The following is a 16359-nucleotide window of genomic DNA, read 5'->3' as shown; positions in this document are numbered from 1 at the left end:
TCCGCCGCACGCCCGCCGTCGGTCAATGCCCGGACGATTCTTTGTGATTGTCCAGGGTCTCCAGCAAGGCCACCTGCATCCGCGTATGCAGCCGGACGAACCAGCGCCAGAGCAATGCCGCCACGGCCGTGGCCACCACCGCGATCAGTACCAGCAACTTGTTGGTCGGTAGAATACTGGCCGACAAGGCTGCCAAGAGCAGGAAAATCATCAGCAGCGAGAGGATCGGGATCACTTCTGCGATCACTCGACGCACGCGCTGGGTGTGACGGCCGGCCATCTCCGGCTTCACGCCCATTTCCGCCAGCAGCATCGACAACGCCTTGAGCTTGCGATACGCGGCGATCAAAAACGGCAGCGACAACAACAACGCCCCGCCCCAGATCAGCGCCTTCTGCCAACTCGGGTCGCTGATCCAGGCTTGCAGATAGGCCGACATCTGTTCGGCAAAGTAGCCACCGGCGATAAAAATCGCGATGACCAGCGCCAGGTTGATGCCCACCTGCAGCAAAATCCGCCGGATCATGGCGGCTAACAGCGCGCCCTCCCCTTGGGGTTGAATGCTGCGAAGCCACTCGCCATACATTCCCAGTACCCTCGACAACCGTTGGGGCATGACGGCAGCCAGCCTGACCGATAAAGGGTCGGCGGCCCGGATCAGGTAAGGCGTCAGCAGAGTGGTCAGTACCGAAACCGCGACCGCTACCGGATAAAGGAAATCGCTGGTGACCTGCAAGGTCATCCCCAGCGATGCGATGATGAAGGAAAATTCGCCGATCTGCGAAAGCCCCATCCCGACTCGCAGCGAGGTCCGCCCGTCGTTGCCGGCAATAAAGGCACCGAGGCCGCAAGATAGCACCTTACCCAGCACCACTGCGGCGGTAATCACGGCGATCGGCCAAGCGTATTGGAGCAATATGACCGGATCGAGCATCAGCCCGATGGCGACGAAGAAAATCGCGCTGAACAGGTCGCGCACCGGCTCCACCAGCCGCTCGATTTTCAGCAACTGCCGCGACTCGGCCATGATCGCACCGATCAGAAACGCTCCCAGCACCATGCTGTATTCCAGCTTTACCACCAGTAGGCAAAAGCCGAAACACAGGCCCAGCACGGTGATCAGCAACATCTCGTCGCTGTCGAACTTCGCCACGTAAGCCAGCAGCCTGGGCACCAGCAAAATGCCGATCACCAGCGCAACAATCATGAATAACGACAATTTGCCGACCGTGGAGAACACCTCACCGGAGCTGACCGTCCCGCTGACAGCGATGCTCGACAGCAAGGCGATAATGCCGATGCCCAGGATGTCCTCGACGATCAGGACCCCAAAGATCAGCTGCGCAAAGCGCTCGTTCTTCATCTTCAGGTCATTGAGGGCTTTGACGATGATGGTGGTCGAGGAGATGGCCAGGATTGCCCCGAGGAACAACGAGTCCATGGTGTTCCAGTCGAACCAGCGCCCGATTTCGTAGCCGATCCAGATCATCAACACAATTTCGAGGAACGCTGCGATGAACGCCGTGGCACCCACCTTGAACAACTTGCGCAGGCTGAACTCCAGCCCCAGGTAGAACATGAGGAAGATGACCCCCAACTCGGCCAGGGTCCTGATCGTCTCTTCGTCGTGGATGAAACCGAACGGCGGTGTATGCGGGCCGATGATGAAGCCAGCAACGATGTAACCCAGCACCACCGGTTGTTTGAAACGATGAAAGAGTACGGTGACCAGCCCCGCTGCCATCATGATGATTGCCAGGTCTTGAATAAAGCTGATGGCATGCATGGTGGGGCTCCCTGTTCAAATGACCTATCACAGAGCCGGATAAGCCCGTTTCCATTGTAGGAAATACCCTCGCAAGGGGCTTTTGAAGGGTACCACCGCGACTTCCGACAAAAAGACAGTGCAATATATGGAAACAGATCCACCGGGGCGTGACGGCTACCCCAGGCGCAGCGTCCCGATACTGGTAGTTTGAAAACCTTCCAGCACCCGCAGAGGTGCACTCCCGAAATTGCTGCCTTGAACCGTGAGTACGTTATGGAACCCGGAAACGCCCAGCTGTCGATGACGGTGTTGATGACCCCCGATATGGCCAATTTCTCTGGCAATGTCCATGGCGGCACCCTGCTCAAATACCTCGACGAAGTCGCCTACGCCTGCGCCAGCCGCTACGCCGGGCGTTATGTCGTGACGCTGTCGGTTGACCAGGTGATATTCCGCGAACCGATTCATGTCGGCGAACTGGTGACCTTTCTGGCGTCGGTGAACTACACCGGCAACACGTCAATGGAAGTCGGCATCAAAGTCGTGACCGAGAACATTCGTGAACGCTCGGTGCGCCACACCAACAGCTGCTTCTTCACCATGGTCGCGGTGGACGACCAGCGCAAACCCGCCGCCGTCCCGCCATTGCAACCGCAGAACAGCGAAGAAAAACGCCGTTACGAACAAGCCCAGCAGCGTCGGCAGATTCGCCAGGAGCTGGAGAGGCGGTATCAGGAAATCAAGGCGGATGGGCCTTAACAGATCCGCCCGGCTCGCGCCCATAGGGATGCGCGTTGATCAGAGGCTGATCGGTACAGCTTCGAACCTTACCCTTGGATGGGTGATCCGGTCCTGGGCGCGTACCAGTTCCAACTCGTAACTGGCACACGCCTGGGTTTCCAGCAGGACTTCGTGCACGGCTGCGGCCGTGAATTCGAGCGCCGCCACCAGACTGTCACCCAGCAACACCCGCGCCAGGAACAGTCCCGAGGTGAGATCACCCACGCCCACCGGCTGACGAGGGAAAGCGAGTAACGGGCGGCGCAGATGCCAGCTACCGTCGGCGGTCACCAACAACATTTCGAAACTGTCCTGCGGCTTGCCGGGATAGGCCAGATGCTTGACCAGCACGGCCTTGGGCCCGCGGGCCAGCAGCGAACGGGCCATGGCCAGGCAGTCCAGCAGCGACTGCGGCTTGCGGCCCGAAAAACTGTCCAGTTCCAGTTGGTTCGGGCACATGATGTCCGCCACGCAAGCAGCTTCTTCCAGCAGGAAATCGCTCACCTCGGGCGCCACGATGCAACCCTTCTCCGGATGCCCCATGACCGGATCGCACAAGTAAAGGGCCTTGGGATTGCACGCCTTGATCCGCTTCACCCCGGCCAGAATCGCCCGCCCTTGGGCGGCGCTGCCCAGGTAGCCGGACAGCACCGCGTCACAATTGCCCAGCTCGCCGATCGCCGCGATGCCCTCTACCAATGCCGGTATCTGATCAGAGGCAAGCACGTCACCGGTCCACTGTCCGTACTGGGTGTGATTGGAAAATTGCACGGTGTTGAGCGGCCACACGTTCACCCCAACCCGCTGCATAGGAAAGACTGAAGCACTGTTACCGGCGTGACCGAAGACCACATGAGACTGGATGGCAAGCAGATGAGGGGTACGTTTCATGCGGGACATTTCCGTAAAACGATTGAAATTCAAGCCGCGCAGTATGCGACTAAACACAGCCTGTACGACAGACCGGCGACACAGTTAAGCTGACAGCAACTTGTTGGAGCACTTCGTTCATGCTGACCCTTGGAAACATTTTCGTGCTGATGCTGCTGGCCACCGCCGGCGCCTGGCTGTGGCACAACCATGGCTTGCGCGAACGAGCGTTGGCGAGGGTCATGCAACATTGCGCCAACCTCAAGATCGAGCTGCTGGACGGCAACGTGGCGCTGAAAAAGATGGGGTTCGTCAAAGACGCCAGCGGACGCCGGCGCCTGGCCCGTATCTATAACTTCGAGTTCACCGTCACGGGTGAATCGCGCCATTCGGGCACCATTACCCAGTTCGGGGCCCACAGCGCGCAAATCGAGCTGGCGCCCTACCCAATGCCGTTCGAAGAGTCAGCGCCGACGCCGGTCGAACCGGTCCAGACCAAGCCTAGGGCCGAAGTCATCGAGTTGAGTCAGTGGCGTCAGGAACACAACAAGTGGAAGCCCTGAAGCAAGGCTGACTCACCGGCACCGACATTTCGCCACACCGGCTTGCAGCGCTGCCACGTCTTGAGGCCCATCAAAAATCAATTCGATTCGTGAGTCCTGGCGCCACTCGCTGGCCTGCCACCGCAGCGTCGCGCCCTCCAGTGCATTGGCTGAACGCCAGCCATCGGCGCTGTGGATAACCATCTTGGCCCGTTTCCAGCCGCAGCCTTGTAGCCAGTGCGTCAGCGTCGCCGTGTCCAGTCGCTGACTCGGATGCCAGCGCCAGCCAATACTCCAGCCACCTTCCTGTTGCTGATACAGGCAGATCGGCAATGTCGGGTCGGTCCAGATGGCCGGCATCTGCCCCATGTCCCTGGGTAGATTCACGTTATCCACAGCCCCGCTTCCGCGAGCCGCAAGACCTGGCAGTCGCTCGATCGGCAAGGCTGCCTGTTGGGTCCAATACAAGGCAATCTCCGGCAATTGCGCCGTGATGCCCAGGCGTTCGGTTTCGCTCAGGTGCTCGGATTTGTTCAGCACCACCAACCCTGCATCGGCCAGAGTTTGCCGTTGGGCCTCGGGCAACGGCGTGCCCTCCGCCATCGCTCGGGCATCGAGCACCAACACGCAAGGCTGAACCGCCAGCACGCCGAGCCATGGCACTTCGTTCAGTTGCCGCATCAACTGCGCCGGATGACCCAGGCCGGAGGGCTCGATAAACAGTCGATCCGGACGCGCCTTGCGCAGTAAACGAGCGAGGCCGATCTGAAAGGGCGCGCCGTTGACGCAACACAAACAGCCCCCGGCCACTTCGCCCAGTGCGATACCATCGGCAGCCTGGGTCAGTAGTGCCGCGTCTAGACCGATCTGACCAAACTCGTTGATCAGCACCGCCCAGCGCTCCTTCGCCGGGCGCTGCGCCAGCAATTGCTTGATCAGGCTGGTTTTGCCAGCACCCAAAGGGCCGGCGATGACGTGGGTGGGGATATTCTGCAACATAATCGGCGGCTTTCGATGGAGGTGAACATGCGGTTGATCGGCGGTTTGTTATTCGTGCTGACCTCAAGCCAGGCGCTGGCCCAGGCTTGTGTCGTGCATAGCCAGGCAGAACGGCTCGATGTGAAAGTCTGCCAGCAGAACCGCAATATTCCACCGAAACTGTTCGCCAACGGCTTCTGCCAGCCAAACCTTGCCGGACAAAAAGTCGAGGTACAGTACGTCGATCAATGCCCTGGCGGCGCGTTTGGCATCTGCAGCAATGCCCAGGTCGCCAATATGCCCTACCGCCAGGATATTCACTATTACGGCGTGGCCACCGATGCGGCCTATCTGCAGCCGTTTTGTGAAGGGCAAAGTCAGGGCAACTGGCGCACGCCTTAGGCGAGCCAGTCCAGAGTAAGGATCAACCGACGCTGCCCTGGCGGCAGCTGCGGCGAACGATGGATCAGGCCCCTGCCCTCGTTTCCGTGCCACTTCTCGCCTTTGAGCAGCGCCACATCACCGCTGACAAGTTGCTCAACCGCACGGGGATCACTCGGCTCAGCCTCAGGTTGCGCCAGACATCGACGATCCATCCCACCTTCCTTTAGCCACTGGCTGCCGGCACCAGCGTACGTGGTGATCAGCCGTACCGGCACATGGTCGACGTGAAAACGCGGGCACATGGCCTTGTCCAGCGTTCGCAGGCGCAGGCCGACACGTCTGGCACCCAGCAGGCAGGCAAACGCACTGATCAGCCAGGAGACATCGGCGATGAAGCCTTCATAGCCCTGCAGATCGCTAAAGCCTTCGGCGAGGCCTTCCAGTGCCGGTTGAGCGTCCTCCTGCGGCAGGTCGAGCACCTGCGATTCGGCCAGGGGCTGATCCATGGACAGCACCATGGCCGCAAAATCGCTGATGTGCGCCGGCAACTGACGTTGCCAGACCGCCAGATTGGTGTCGTCGTCCAGAATGTGCGTCAGGATCCGCGGGGTATCGCCCTGAACCTGGCGTACCTGTACTTCCCGCTTCGGACTGGGCGCCAACATCACGCTGCGACCTCCTCATGCCAGGGGCCGAACGGGTCCGGCAGCAAGCGCCAACTGTCGACGCCAAGGGCCATTTCCGCATCGCTGAGCAGGCAAGCGTCCAGTTCGGCGGTCAGTTGCGTGAAGTCGATATTCTGGCCGATGAATACCAGCTCCTGCCGGCAATCACCGGTGGTGGGAAGCCAGTTTTTCAGGATGGCTGCGGTACTTTCCTCATCTTGCGGCCATTGGCTTTTCGGCACAAACCGCCACCAGCGCCCGGCGAATCCATGCCGCATCAAGCCGCCGGCCTGGGACCAACTGCCCGCTTCCTCATGTTTGCTGGCCAGCCAGAAGAAGCCCTTGGAGCGCAGGAGCTTGCCATTGGTCCACGGACGGTCGATAAAGCTGAAAAAACGCTGGGGATGAAACGGCCGGCGCGCTCGGTAAGCCGTCGAGGCGATGCCATATTCTTCGGTTTCGGGCACGTGCTCACCGCGCAGTTCCTGTAGCCACCCCGGTGCTTGAGCCGCGCGCTCGAAGTCGAAAAGGCCTGTGTCGAGGATCTTCTCCAGCGGTACCTGGCCCATGACCATGGGAATAATGTGCGCCTGAGCGTTGAGCCGCTCCAGGATCGCGATCAACTCCTCCCGTTCGTGACGGCCGATCAAGTCGATTTTGCTGATCAGAATCACATCGGCGAACTCGATCTGCTCAATCAGCAGATCAGTAATGGAACGCTCATCCTCCTCCCCCAGGGTTTCGCCTCGTGAAGCGAGGCTTTCGGCCGCCTGGAAATCCAGCAGGAAATTGACACCATCGACCACCGTCACCATCGTGTCGAGCCGTGCCACATCGGCCAGGCTGCGGCCCTGTTCATCACGAAAAGTAAAGGTTTCCGCCACCGGCAAGGGTTCGGAAATCCCCGTGGACTCGATTAGCAGATAGTCGAAACGACCTTCCCTGGCGAGCTGGCCGACTTCTTCCAGCAGGTCTTCGCGCAACGTGCAGCAGATACAGCCATTACTCATCTCCACCAGTTTCTCTTCAGCCCGGCTTAGGGTGACATCTCGCTGAACTTCGCTGCCATCGATGTTGATCTCGCTCATATCGTTGACGATCACAGCGACGCGCAGGTTGTCGCGATTGCGCAGGACGTAATTGAGCAATGTGCTTTTACCGGCGCCGAGAAATCCGGACAGCACGGTTACAGGGAGACGACTGGGCACCAGGTATATCCTCATCGGGCGGGCGGCGCTGACGCGCTTGAACGCATGTCGCGGCTCTTTTTTCAGGCTTGGGTTCGGTTCTAGGCCAAGGCATTTTAATGTTATACTATAACAACTGAATTTGACCAGCCTTCGCTACTCAACCATTCCGATGAAAAAAAATGCGCCATTTTCTGAAATTCCTATTCGCAAGCCCAATGCTGCTGATGGCACTGGATGTCTCAGCCCACAGCTCTTTGTTGGCGAACTGCACTCGCAGCGCGAATTTACTGGCCTGCGTGGATGGGCAAGGCAATGCCTACAGTGTCATGACGGCCGGAAACACCCTTTACCTGCGAGGATTTGAAGTGAGTAGCCGTCGCTATTGGGCGCAAACAACCAGTCGTTATGGCCAGCTGACGTTCTTTACCGGGGTGGCTTCTAATGGAGAGAGCTGGGTCGGATACAGCCGGCGCGTGGGCTGGACGACAATCAATCGCTTCTCAAGCTCGGGTGGGAGCACCGGGAAGTTTTTATGCGGACGTATAAGCGGTTGCCAAGATGCACCACGCTGATGTTTCACGTGGAACGCTGCTAGAACTATCACTCTGAGCAAAATGAAACTGAGTTCATAAAAAATCCTGGCGGCATGAATTGTTATACTATAACGTGAATTTCATGCCTATGACGGATTTTGAACATGAACGCGTTAACTCTGCCAGATGTTGCTGCACAGGCTTCGCGCCAAGCCCTACCCCTCGATTGGGTGGGCATGCGCGGCATCGCGGTACCCGTATTGATCGACGGTCAACGTCTCACCGCGATCGCCGATGCCGGTGTCAGCCTTGACGACGGAGAGGCCCGTGGTATCCATATGTCACGCTTGTATCTGGCACTGGAGCTACTCGAAAACGCAGCGCTGTCTACCATGCTGCTACGCCAAATCCTGCAGCAATTCCTCGACAGTCACGCAGGCCTTTCCCACGAAGCTTCGCTGGGTATCCGAACCGACCTGCTGCTCAAGCGACCGGCGCTAGTCAGCCCATTGGCGGGCTGGAAGCGCTATCCGGTCAACATCGAAGCTCAGCTGAAACATGATGTGTTCCACGTGGAACTGAGTATTCAGATTGCTTATTCGTCCACCTGCCCTTGCTCGGCCGCACTCGCCCGTCAGTTAATCCAGCAGCAATTTGTAGACGACTTTGCCAATCAGGCACTCGAGCATGCCAGCGTCTTGGCCTGGCTAGGCTCCTCAAAAGGTATCGTCGCCACGCCGCACAGTCAGCGCAGTACGGCCACCGTGAATCTGCGGCTGAACGCAGGCGTCGACGATCTGCCACTGTTGTCCATCATTAATGAAGCCGAAGCAGCCCTCGGCACAGCTGTACAAACTGCGGTGAAACGGGCCGATGAGCAAGCCTTCGCGCTCGCCAATGGTCAAAACCTGATGTTCTGTGAAGACGCGGCGCGCCGGCTAAGCATGGCGTTGAGGCGATCACCCGACATCGCCTCTCTCGATGTGCGAGTCGTGCATGCCGAAAGTCTGCATGCCCATGATGCCGTGGCGCAAAGCCGTTGGGTTAGGGAGGCTCTGTGATCCGTTGCCAGTCATTGCGCTGGGGCGCCCCGGGCCACCCCCTCACCCCACCCTTGAACATAGAACGACCGGCGGGAAGCCTGACGGCCATCATCGGTGCCAACGGTTCGGGGAAAAGCAGCCTGCTGAAAGTGCTGGCCGGCCTGCAAAAACCTTTATCGGGCAAAGTCGAGCTGGATGTTCCACGTCGCGGCAGCGTCTCGTTTCTGGCGCAACAGCAACATCTGGACCGGCAATTCCCTATCAGCTTGCAAGAGCTAGTGGCAGCGGGATCCTGGGGTAGCAGGCACACGCCAGCCATGCGCCGCCATCGATTGAACGCCGTACTGCAAGACTGGGCGCTGGATGGCCTGGAGCATCGCTCGTTGATGGCGTTGTCTGGAGGTGAGCTGCAACGCGCCCTACTCGCCCGCTTGAGTCTGGCCCAAGCGCCTCTGCTGTTGCTCGACGAACCCCACGCCGCCCTCGACGAACAAGGCCAGGCGCTATTGTGGAAACACCTACACGGCTGGCACGCCGAGGGCCGCACCCTGGTGGTGGTTTGTCATGATCTCGCTGCGGTGCGCCAACATATTCCTCATACATTACTGGTCAGCCAGGCCGGCTGCACGCTGGGGCGCAGTGTCGATTTGATTGCCCAACAAGCCTTCACGCAGGTGGCCTGATGCTCGCGGCCACCCACCTCTGGCAACCCTTTCAGGAATTTGTCTTCATGCGCCGGGCACTACTGGGCGGCCTGGTACTTGCCTGCAGCACGGCACCGCTTGGTGTGTTTTTGATTCTGCGACGCATGAGCCTGATCGGCGACGCCGTTGCTCACGGCATCTTGCCCGGTGCAGCTCTGGGGTTCTGGTTCGCCGGGCTGAGCCTGCCCGCCCTGACGCTGGGTGGACTCGGTGCAGGCTTGAGCATGGCCGGGCTGGCGGCCTGGATCACCCGTCGCACCGGCCTGCGGGAAGACGCAAGCCTTGCGGCGATATACCCCATTTCCCTGGCCGCCGGCGTGCTGATTCTCGGTATGGCCGGCAAACGCCTGGACTTGCTCCACTTACTGTTCGGCTCCGCACTGGCGGTGGATGGCCCGACGCTCACCGGCATGCTCTGGGTTTCGGGAATCAGCCTGATCGCCATGGCGTTGATTTACCGTCCGCTGCTGCTCGACACCCTGGACCCTCTTTTCCTGCAAACCGTCAGCCGTCTGGGCCCTTTGGCCCATGGCGTGTTTCTGACCTTGGTCGTGTTGAATCTGGTCATCGGCTTCCAGGCCATCGGCGCGCTGATGGTGGTCGGCCTGATGATGTTGCCTGCTGCCGCTTCCCGATTCTGGAGCCGCCGTTTGCCGGCTCTGATGGGCGTTGCGGCGTTGCTTGGATGTCTGTCGGTGTGGCTCGGGCTGTTGTTGTCATTCCACTTTTCGCTACCCAGCGGACCGGCCATCGTGCTGGTAGCGGGCACGTTTTATTTGCTGTCCGTGGTGTTCGGTCCGGTGCACGGTTTGCTGCGCCGCCCGCCTTTACTCACATCCCAATGAGGTGTTTCCCGATGCGCGTTCTGCTCGTGCTGTTCAGTCTGATGCTGTCCTTGTCCACGTCTGCCGCCGAAAAGCTCCAAGTGGTGACCAGCTTCAGCATCCTTGCCGACATGACCCAAGAGGTCGGCGGTGAGCATATCCAGATCACCAACCTGGTTGGGCCGGACGCAGATGCACACACCTACGAACCCACGCCAGACGACGCCAAGGCGTTGCTCAGCGCAAAACTGATCATCAAGAATGGTCTGGGTTTTGAACCGTGGCTGGATCGCCTGGTCACCAGCACCGAAACCAGCGCCCCAGTGATCAGCGCCAGCCGCGGCGTTATTCCTCGTTCGCTGGATGAAGACGGCGAGACTGTTCCCGACCCGCATGCCTGGCATAACCTGGCGAACGCCGAACTGTATGTCAGGAACATCACCAAGGCGCTGGAAACCGCCGACCCGGCCCACAAGGCCGACTACGAACGTAACAGCCAGGCGTATCTGAAAAAGATCTACGCGCTGCTCGCCGATGCCAAGGCCAAGCTTGGCGCCTTGCCGCCGGGTAATCGCAGGATCGTCACGTCCCACGATGCTTTCGGTTACCTCGGCCAGGCCTATGGCATCGAGTTTATCGCGCCACAGGGGCTGTCCACTGAACGGGAACCCTCGGCCGCCGACGTCGCGGCGCTGATCACTCAGATACGCGAAGCGAAAGTAAAAGCCGTGTTCATGGAGAACATCAAAGACGCACGCCTGCTCAAGCAGATAGCCGCTGAAAGCGGTGCACACATCGGCGGCACGCTGTACTCCGATGCGCTCGCGGCCAGCGGACCGGCCAGTACCTTCACCGGGCTGTTCGAGTACAACCTCAATACATTGTACGAAGCGTTGAGCCGGCCATGATTTACAAGCGCTCTTGAACGAATGTCTGTGGGAGTAAAGCCTGCTCGCAATGCGGACAAGCCTTACTGCCACAGATCGACCAAATCCTGCTACAGAACGGGACTCAAGCCCTGGGCTTGACGGTCCCGCAATCCTGCCCCAACCATACGGCGCGAGTGTCCAGGCTGCCGTTCTGCTGGATGCCGGTGGCATTGAATGTGCCGTTGACCTGGGTAGTGAATTCCCGATCGCTCTGGAATGTCGCGACACCGTTGCCTTGGGCTTTCGGACAACTGAAACGAAACTTCCACTGATTGCCAGTGCGCTCGGTGATCTGCTGTTTGCACCCCGATTGCGGGTCTTGCAGCGGAATGTCGTTGGTCTGGACCTGTTCCGGGGTCAGGCATACGCGGATGCCCTTTCCGCCCATGGTGATGCCCTGCTTTTCCAGCATCGCCCGTTGCTCTGGGGTGATCTGGTTTTGCAGTTGGCCAAGAATCAGTTGCAGGTCTGGCAGATTCTGGTTGTCGACCTTCATATTGCTTGTAGTCAGTTCCCACAACCCTGGTTGAAGCATCTGCGCCTGAGCCGCCGCAGAAACCGACAAACCAACCGTCAGGGCCAAACCCAGCAGACAAACTTTCATCACAAGCACTCCAGAGGACAGTGGCCGTTAGACGTCTCCCACAGGCTTCGGTTCAGGCTCGGCAGACGTGAATTAAATAGCGACATCCGCCGTGGAACATGGTCTGTTAAGCATTGAAACTTCAGGAGCAAGGCCGCCCATGGATTACTTCGGTCCGCACGTTTTCGGTTACCTGATCGCACTGCTTCACACGTTGGGCTCCGTCGCCGCCGTTCACGCGGTGCTGACGGTACGCACCGCTCAGGGTTCCATCGCCTGGGCCCTGTCGTTGGTATTTATCCCCTACCTGACCTTGATTCCCTATCTGGTGTTCGGCCGGAGCACGTTCGACGGTTATATCAAGGCGCGCCGGCAAGCCAACGAAGAAATGCGCAAAGCCGTCTCCGAGCTCAACTGGCGGCCATGGGTCGAAGAAGCTCTCACCGCCCGCGCCTCTGAGGCCTATGCCTCGTTACGGGCGATGCCCAAGCTGGGGCGCACGCCGTGCCTGGCGAACAACCAGGTGCGCTTGCTCATCAATGGCTTCGCCACATTCGAGGCGATTTTCGAGGCCATTGATAATGCCCGGCAAGCCGTGCTGATTCAGTTTTTCATCGTCCACGACGACCGCCTCGGTCAACGTCTGAAAACGCTGCTCTTGAAGAAAGCCGCTGAAGGCGTCGCGGTGTATCTCCTTTATGACCGCATTGGCAGCCATTCCCTGCCCCACCGCTACGTTCAGGCGTTGCGCGACGGCGGTGTTCATGTCAAAGCTTTCGCCACCCGTAGCGGCTGGCTTAACCGTTTCCAGGTCAATTTTCGCAACCATCGCAAGATCGTCGCGGTGGACGGCGTCTTGGGATTCGTCGGCGGGCATAACGTGGGCGATGAGTACATGGGGGAAAAGCCGCCTCTGGCGCCATGGCGCGATACCCACGTCGAAGTACGCGGGCCCGTCGTGGCGAGCATGCAAGAGTCGTTTGCCGAAGACTGGTTCTGGGCGGCCCGTTCATTGCCACCGCTCATCTTGCCGGACGCGTACCCGGATGACGGCGTGCTCTGCCAATTGTTGGCCAGCGGTCCGGCCGACGCCTACGAAACCTGCTCATTGTTTTTTGTCGAGGCGATCCATGCGGCCAGCGAACGGGTCTGGATCACGACGCCCTATTTCATTCCGGATGAGGCGGTATTCGCTGCGTTGCGCCTGGCGGTATTACGTGGGGTAGACGTGCGCATCTTGCTGCCCTCTCGGCCAGACCATAAGGTCGTCTATGCCGCGTCGAGCCTGTATGCGTTTGAAGCAGTTCGAGCGGGCGTGCGGGTGTTTCGTTATGAGCCGGGGTTCCTGCACCAGAAAGTCGTACTGATTGACCGTGAAATCAGTGCCATCGGCAGCGCCAACCTGGACAATCGTTCGTTCCGGCTGAACTTCGAAGTGATGCTTCTGACCGTGGATATCTCGTTCGCTACGCAGGTCGAGCAGATGCTCGAGAACGACTTCGCCCAAGCGCTGGAAATAGACAAACAGGAAAGCCGGGAGACCCACCGCCTGCAGAAGATCGGCATGCGGATCGCCCGGCTTATCTCCCCGATACTCTAAGTGGCGCACATCGGGTCAAGGGGTATAGATGTCGTCGCGAGTCCAAGGCAATTCATGGCTGCCATCGGCGTGCGTCTTCACCGCCAGGATCTGGTGCAGGTTGATCCAGCCCTTGGCGAATGCGTAGGCGCATCCGGCCAGATAAAGGCGCCAGATCCGCAGCGCTTGCTCCGGTACTTCTTTGGCAGCGGCCGCAAGGTTATCTTCCAGTCGCTCACTCCAATGATCGAGCGTGCGGGCGTAATGCATGCGCAGGCTTTCCACATCGACAATTTCCAATCCCGCTTCGCTGATCTGGGCAGAAATCATCGACAGGTGCGGCAGCTCGCCATTGGGGAACACATACTTCTCAATGAATTCGCCCGCGCCCCGTCCGACCGGGCGGCCGTCGGTGTGCTTGGCGGTGATGCCATGGTTCATCACCAATCCGCCCTCGCGAACCGCGCCGAAAAGCGTTTTGCAGTATTGCTGAAGATTGGCATGGCCAACGTGTTCGAACATGCCGACGCTGACCACCTTGTCGAAGCGACCATCCTGGGGCAGATCCCGATAGTCCAGCAACTGCAACTCCACCTGACTCTCAAGCCCCTGCGCCTTGACCCGTTCGCGAGCGAGGGTCAATTGCGCCTGGCTGAGGGTGATACCAAAGACCCTGGCGCCAAATTCCTGGGCGGCGTAGCGGGCCAACCCACCCCATCCACATCCCACATCCAACAGATAATCACCGGGATGTAGCCGCAGTTTGCGACACAGATGACGAAACTTGGCTTGCTGGGCTTGTTCGAGGGTTTCGCTGCCGGTCTCGAAATAGGCACAGGAGTAGGCCATGTCGCTGTCGAGCCATAGCTGGTAGAACGCGTTAGAGAGGTCGTAATGATAGGAAATCGCTTTGGCGTCGGTTTCCTTGTCATGCGCTGAACGCACCGGCTGATTCTCAACATCGTCTTCAACCAGCGCTTGGCTCAGTTCATCACAGACTCGAATGACTTCGTTTATTGAACCTTCGAGCTCCAGCTTGCCTTCAACAAACGCCGCCCCCAACGCATTGAGACTGGGGTGGGTGAATTGCGCGACCATTTGTGGGTCCTTGACCACGATGGTGACGCTGGGATCGGCACCCAGCGTAAATTCATGGCCGTCCCAGAGCCGCAGCCGAAGCGGTAAATGCAGATTCTGTAAGGCCGGTGGAAGTTGCGCGAGCATGAGATATCCCCCCTTGTTTCAGACGTCTGAAATGAGGGTAGACCATCCTGGAAAAGTAGCAGCCTATGGAATTTATAGCCTTTTTCTATCGCGCTCACCCTCCCTCCCTTCTGAGGGTCATTTTCAGCATTTAGATCCCCGGGTGCGTTTGCTGAATAAGAGCCAGCCAACAAAGACCGGCACCCTGAGCAAACCCATTTGTTCCACGTGGAACTAAATTCTGCAAACCCACCCATCTCAATCCTGACCCTTGACCGAGGTATTCGAAAACGCACACATTACGCTCATAATTTTTCTCAAGCCGAGCGGGAGAAGAGCAATGAGCAACTACGACGTGATCATTCTGGGCGGCGGCCCTGGCGGGTATAACGCGGCGATTCGTGCCGGGCAGTTGGGCTTGAAGGCTGCCTGTGTCGAGGGTCGAGCCACCTTGGGTGGCACCTGCCTGAACGTTGGCTGCATGCCTTCCAAAGCGTTACTCCACGCCTCGGAGCTGTACGAAGCAGCCATGGGAGCGCCATTCGCCAATCTGGGCATCGAAGTCAGCCCCACCCTCAACCTTGCTCAAATGATGAAACAGAAAGATGAGAGCGTGGCGGGCCTGACCAAGGGTATCGAATTCCTGTTTCGCAAAAACAAGGTCGAATGGATCAAGGGCTGGGGCCACATCGACGGGCCCGGCAAAGTGACGGTCACCGGTGAAGACGGTAGCAAGACCACACTGAGCGCCAAGGACATCGTCATTGCCACCGGCTCCGAGCCTACTCCCCTGCCGGGTGTGGAGATCGATCAGCAGCGCATCCTCGATTCCACCGGGGCGTTGTCCTTGAATGAAGTGCCGCGCCATCTGGTGGTGATCGGCGCGGGCGTCATCGGTCTCGAACTGGGTTCGGTCTGGCGACGCCTGGGCGCACAGGTCACGGTGGTGGAATACCTCGATCGCGTCTGTCCTGGCGTGGATGGCGAGGCCGGCAAGACCTTGCAACGGGCCCTGGGTAAACAAGGCATCCAGTTCAAACTGAGCGCCAAAGTCACCGGCGCCACGTCCTCGGCCAGCGGCGTGCAATTGCGGGTTGAGCCGGCAGCAGGCGGTGAGACGCAGATCCTGGACGCAGACTATGTGCTGGTCGCCATTGGTCGCCGGCCGTACACCCAAGGGCTGGGGCTTGAGAACGTCGGGCTCAGCACCGACACGCGCGGCATGCTCGCCAACAAGGGCCACCGCACCGAAGCACCCGGCGTGTGGGTGATTGGCGACGTGACATCCGGGCCAATGCTGGCCCACAAGGCAGAAGACGAGGCCATGGCCTGCATCGAACAGATCGTCGGCAAGGCCGGCGAGGTCAACTATGAGCTGATCCCCAACGTTATTTACACCCGTCCGGAACTGGCCAGCGTCGGCAAAACCGAAGAACAGCTCAAGGCTGAAGGCCGTGCCTACAAAGTCGGGAAATTTCCGTTCACGGCCAACAGCCGGGCGAAGATCAACCACGAGACCGAAGGTTTCGCCAAAATACTGGCCGATGAACGGACCGATGAAATCCTCGGCGTACACCTGGTGGGACCAAGCGTCAGCGAGATGATCGGGGAATACTGCGTCGCCATGGAGTTCAGTGCTTCTGCCCAGGACATCGCCCTGACCTGCCATCCACACCCTACCCGCTCGGAAGCCTTGCGCCAGGCGGCGATGAATGTGGAAGGGATGGCGACACAGATGTAATGCGTGAATTCATCCACAACACGGTGGGAGCAACTTGCTCCCA

The 16359-nt window shown here is 59.2% G+C and carries 17 protein-coding genes; 10 read left to right on the top strand and 7 right to left on the bottom strand.

Annotated elements, in window-relative coordinates; genetic code table 11:
• Positions 1-22: 22 nt before the first annotated feature.
• A complete protein-coding gene (locus AAIS01_RS09730; RefSeq protein ID WP_343468791.1) occupies positions 23-1786 on the bottom strand; it encodes a cation:proton antiporter in 1764 nt (587 codons plus the stop codon).
• A gap of 255 nt (positions 1787-2041) precedes the next feature.
• Here AAIS01_RS09730 and AAIS01_RS09725 point away from each other — a divergent pair, with 255 nt between their 5' ends.
• Entirely contained in the window at positions 2042-2527 is a 486-nt protein-coding gene (locus AAIS01_RS09725) for an acyl-CoA thioesterase (RefSeq protein ID WP_047226692.1), read from the top strand.
• A 39-nt stretch (positions 2528-2566) separates the two neighbouring features.
• Here the strand turns inward: AAIS01_RS09725 and pdxY are convergent, their stop codons facing one another.
• The gene (gene pdxY / locus AAIS01_RS09720; protein ID WP_343468790.1) at positions 2567-3439 is read right to left on the bottom strand and encodes a pyridoxal kinase PdxY; all 873 of its coding nucleotides are present in this window, start codon (positions 3437-3439) and stop codon (positions 2567-2569) included.
• Between the two features lie 119 nt (positions 3440-3558).
• Between pdxY and AAIS01_RS09715 the strand changes: the two genes are divergently transcribed.
• A complete protein-coding gene (locus AAIS01_RS09715) occupies positions 3559-3981 on the top strand; it encodes a DUF3301 domain-containing protein (RefSeq protein ID WP_343468789.1) in 423 nt (140 codons plus the stop codon).
• Positions 3982-3993: 12 nt separating this feature from the next.
• On the opposite strand, the gene AAIS01_RS09710 is transcribed toward AAIS01_RS09715, so the two are convergent.
• Positions 3994-4959, bottom strand: coding sequence for a CobW family GTP-binding protein (locus AAIS01_RS09710; protein ID WP_343468788.1), 966 nt, complete (start codon positions 4957-4959; stop codon positions 3994-3996).
• A 27-nt stretch (positions 4960-4986) separates the two neighbouring features.
• Here AAIS01_RS09710 and AAIS01_RS09705 point away from each other — a divergent pair, with 27 nt between their 5' ends.
• Positions 4987-5340 (top strand): NADH:ubiquinone oxidoreductase, encoded by a 354-nt coding sequence (locus tag AAIS01_RS09705; protein ID WP_343468787.1) that lies wholly within the window; start codon positions 4987-4989, stop codon positions 5338-5340.
• On the opposite strand, the gene AAIS01_RS09700 is transcribed toward AAIS01_RS09705, so the two are convergent.
• Together AAIS01_RS09700 and zigA are read right to left on the bottom strand one after the other, a co-directional pair.
• A complete protein-coding gene (locus tag AAIS01_RS09700) occupies positions 5337-5987 on the bottom strand; it encodes a DUF1826 domain-containing protein (protein ID WP_343468786.1) in 651 nt (216 codons plus the stop codon). The genes AAIS01_RS09705 and AAIS01_RS09700 overlap by 4 nt on opposite strands.
• A complete protein-coding gene (gene zigA / locus AAIS01_RS09695) occupies positions 5987-7210 on the bottom strand; it encodes a zinc metallochaperone GTPase ZigA (protein ID WP_431191917.1) in 1224 nt (407 codons plus the stop codon). The genes AAIS01_RS09700 and zigA overlap by 1 nt, the downstream gene beginning before the upstream one ends.
• A 146-nt stretch (positions 7211-7356) precedes the next feature.
• On the opposite strand from zigA, the gene AAIS01_RS09690 reads away from it, so the two are divergent.
• From AAIS01_RS09690 to AAIS01_RS09670, 5 genes are all read left to right on the top strand, one after another.
• Positions 7357-7749: a glutamine synthetase gene (locus AAIS01_RS09690; protein WP_343468784.1), complete on the top strand. Its 393-nt coding sequence runs from the start codon at positions 7357-7359 to the stop codon at positions 7747-7749.
• A 125-nt stretch (positions 7750-7874) separates the two neighbouring features.
• On the top strand, positions 7875-8771 hold the full coding sequence (folE2, locus tag AAIS01_RS09685) for a GTP cyclohydrolase FolE2 (protein ID WP_343468783.1): 897 nt from the start codon (positions 7875-7877) through the stop codon (positions 8769-8771).
• Complete coding sequence (locus AAIS01_RS09680) at positions 8768-9436, top strand: metal ABC transporter ATP-binding protein (RefSeq protein ID WP_343468782.1); 669 nt, start codon at positions 8768-8770, stop codon at positions 9434-9436. Before folE2 ends, AAIS01_RS09680 begins: the two co-directional genes overlap by 4 nt.
• The gene (locus AAIS01_RS09675; protein WP_343468781.1) at positions 9436-10302 is read left to right on the top strand and encodes a metal ABC transporter permease; all 867 of its coding nucleotides are present in this window, start codon (positions 9436-9438) and stop codon (positions 10300-10302) included. Before AAIS01_RS09680 ends, AAIS01_RS09675 begins: the two co-directional genes overlap by 1 nt.
• 11 nt (positions 10303-10313) lie before the next feature.
• On the top strand, positions 10314-11189 hold the full coding sequence (locus AAIS01_RS09670; RefSeq protein ID WP_343468780.1) for a metal ABC transporter substrate-binding protein: 876 nt from the start codon (positions 10314-10316) through the stop codon (positions 11187-11189).
• Between the two features lie 103 nt (positions 11190-11292).
• Here the strand turns inward: AAIS01_RS09670 and AAIS01_RS09665 are convergent, their stop codons facing one another.
• Positions 11293-11814, bottom strand: a complete 522-nt coding sequence (locus tag AAIS01_RS09665; RefSeq protein ID WP_343468779.1) for a DUF3617 domain-containing protein — start codon at positions 11812-11814, stop codon at positions 11293-11295.
• A 139-nt stretch (positions 11815-11953) separates the two neighbouring features.
• Between AAIS01_RS09665 and cls the strand changes: the two genes are divergently transcribed.
• The gene (gene cls, locus AAIS01_RS09660) at positions 11954-13393 is read left to right on the top strand and encodes a cardiolipin synthase (protein ID WP_343468778.1); all 1440 of its coding nucleotides are present in this window, start codon (positions 11954-11956) and stop codon (positions 13391-13393) included.
• 15 nt (positions 13394-13408) lie between these two features.
• On the opposite strand, the gene cfaB is transcribed toward cls, so the two are convergent.
• Complete coding sequence (gene cfaB / locus AAIS01_RS09655) at positions 13409-14596, bottom strand: C17 cyclopropane fatty acid synthase CfaB (protein WP_343468777.1); 1188 nt, start codon at positions 14594-14596, stop codon at positions 13409-13411.
• A gap of 319 nt (positions 14597-14915) precedes the next feature.
• Here cfaB and lpdA point away from each other — a divergent pair, with 319 nt between their 5' ends.
• On the top strand, positions 14916-16316 hold the full coding sequence (gene lpdA, locus AAIS01_RS09650; RefSeq protein ID WP_343468776.1) for a dihydrolipoyl dehydrogenase: 1401 nt from the start codon (positions 14916-14918) through the stop codon (positions 16314-16316).
• Positions 16317-16359: the final 43 nt, after the last annotated feature.

The sequence above is a fragment of the Pseudomonas halotolerans genome, from assembly GCF_039581215.1.
Taxonomy (GTDB): Bacteria; Pseudomonadota; Gammaproteobacteria; order Pseudomonadales; family Pseudomonadaceae; genus Aquipseudomonas; species Aquipseudomonas tehranensis.
This window is presented reverse-complemented; position numbering and strand designations above follow the sequence as displayed.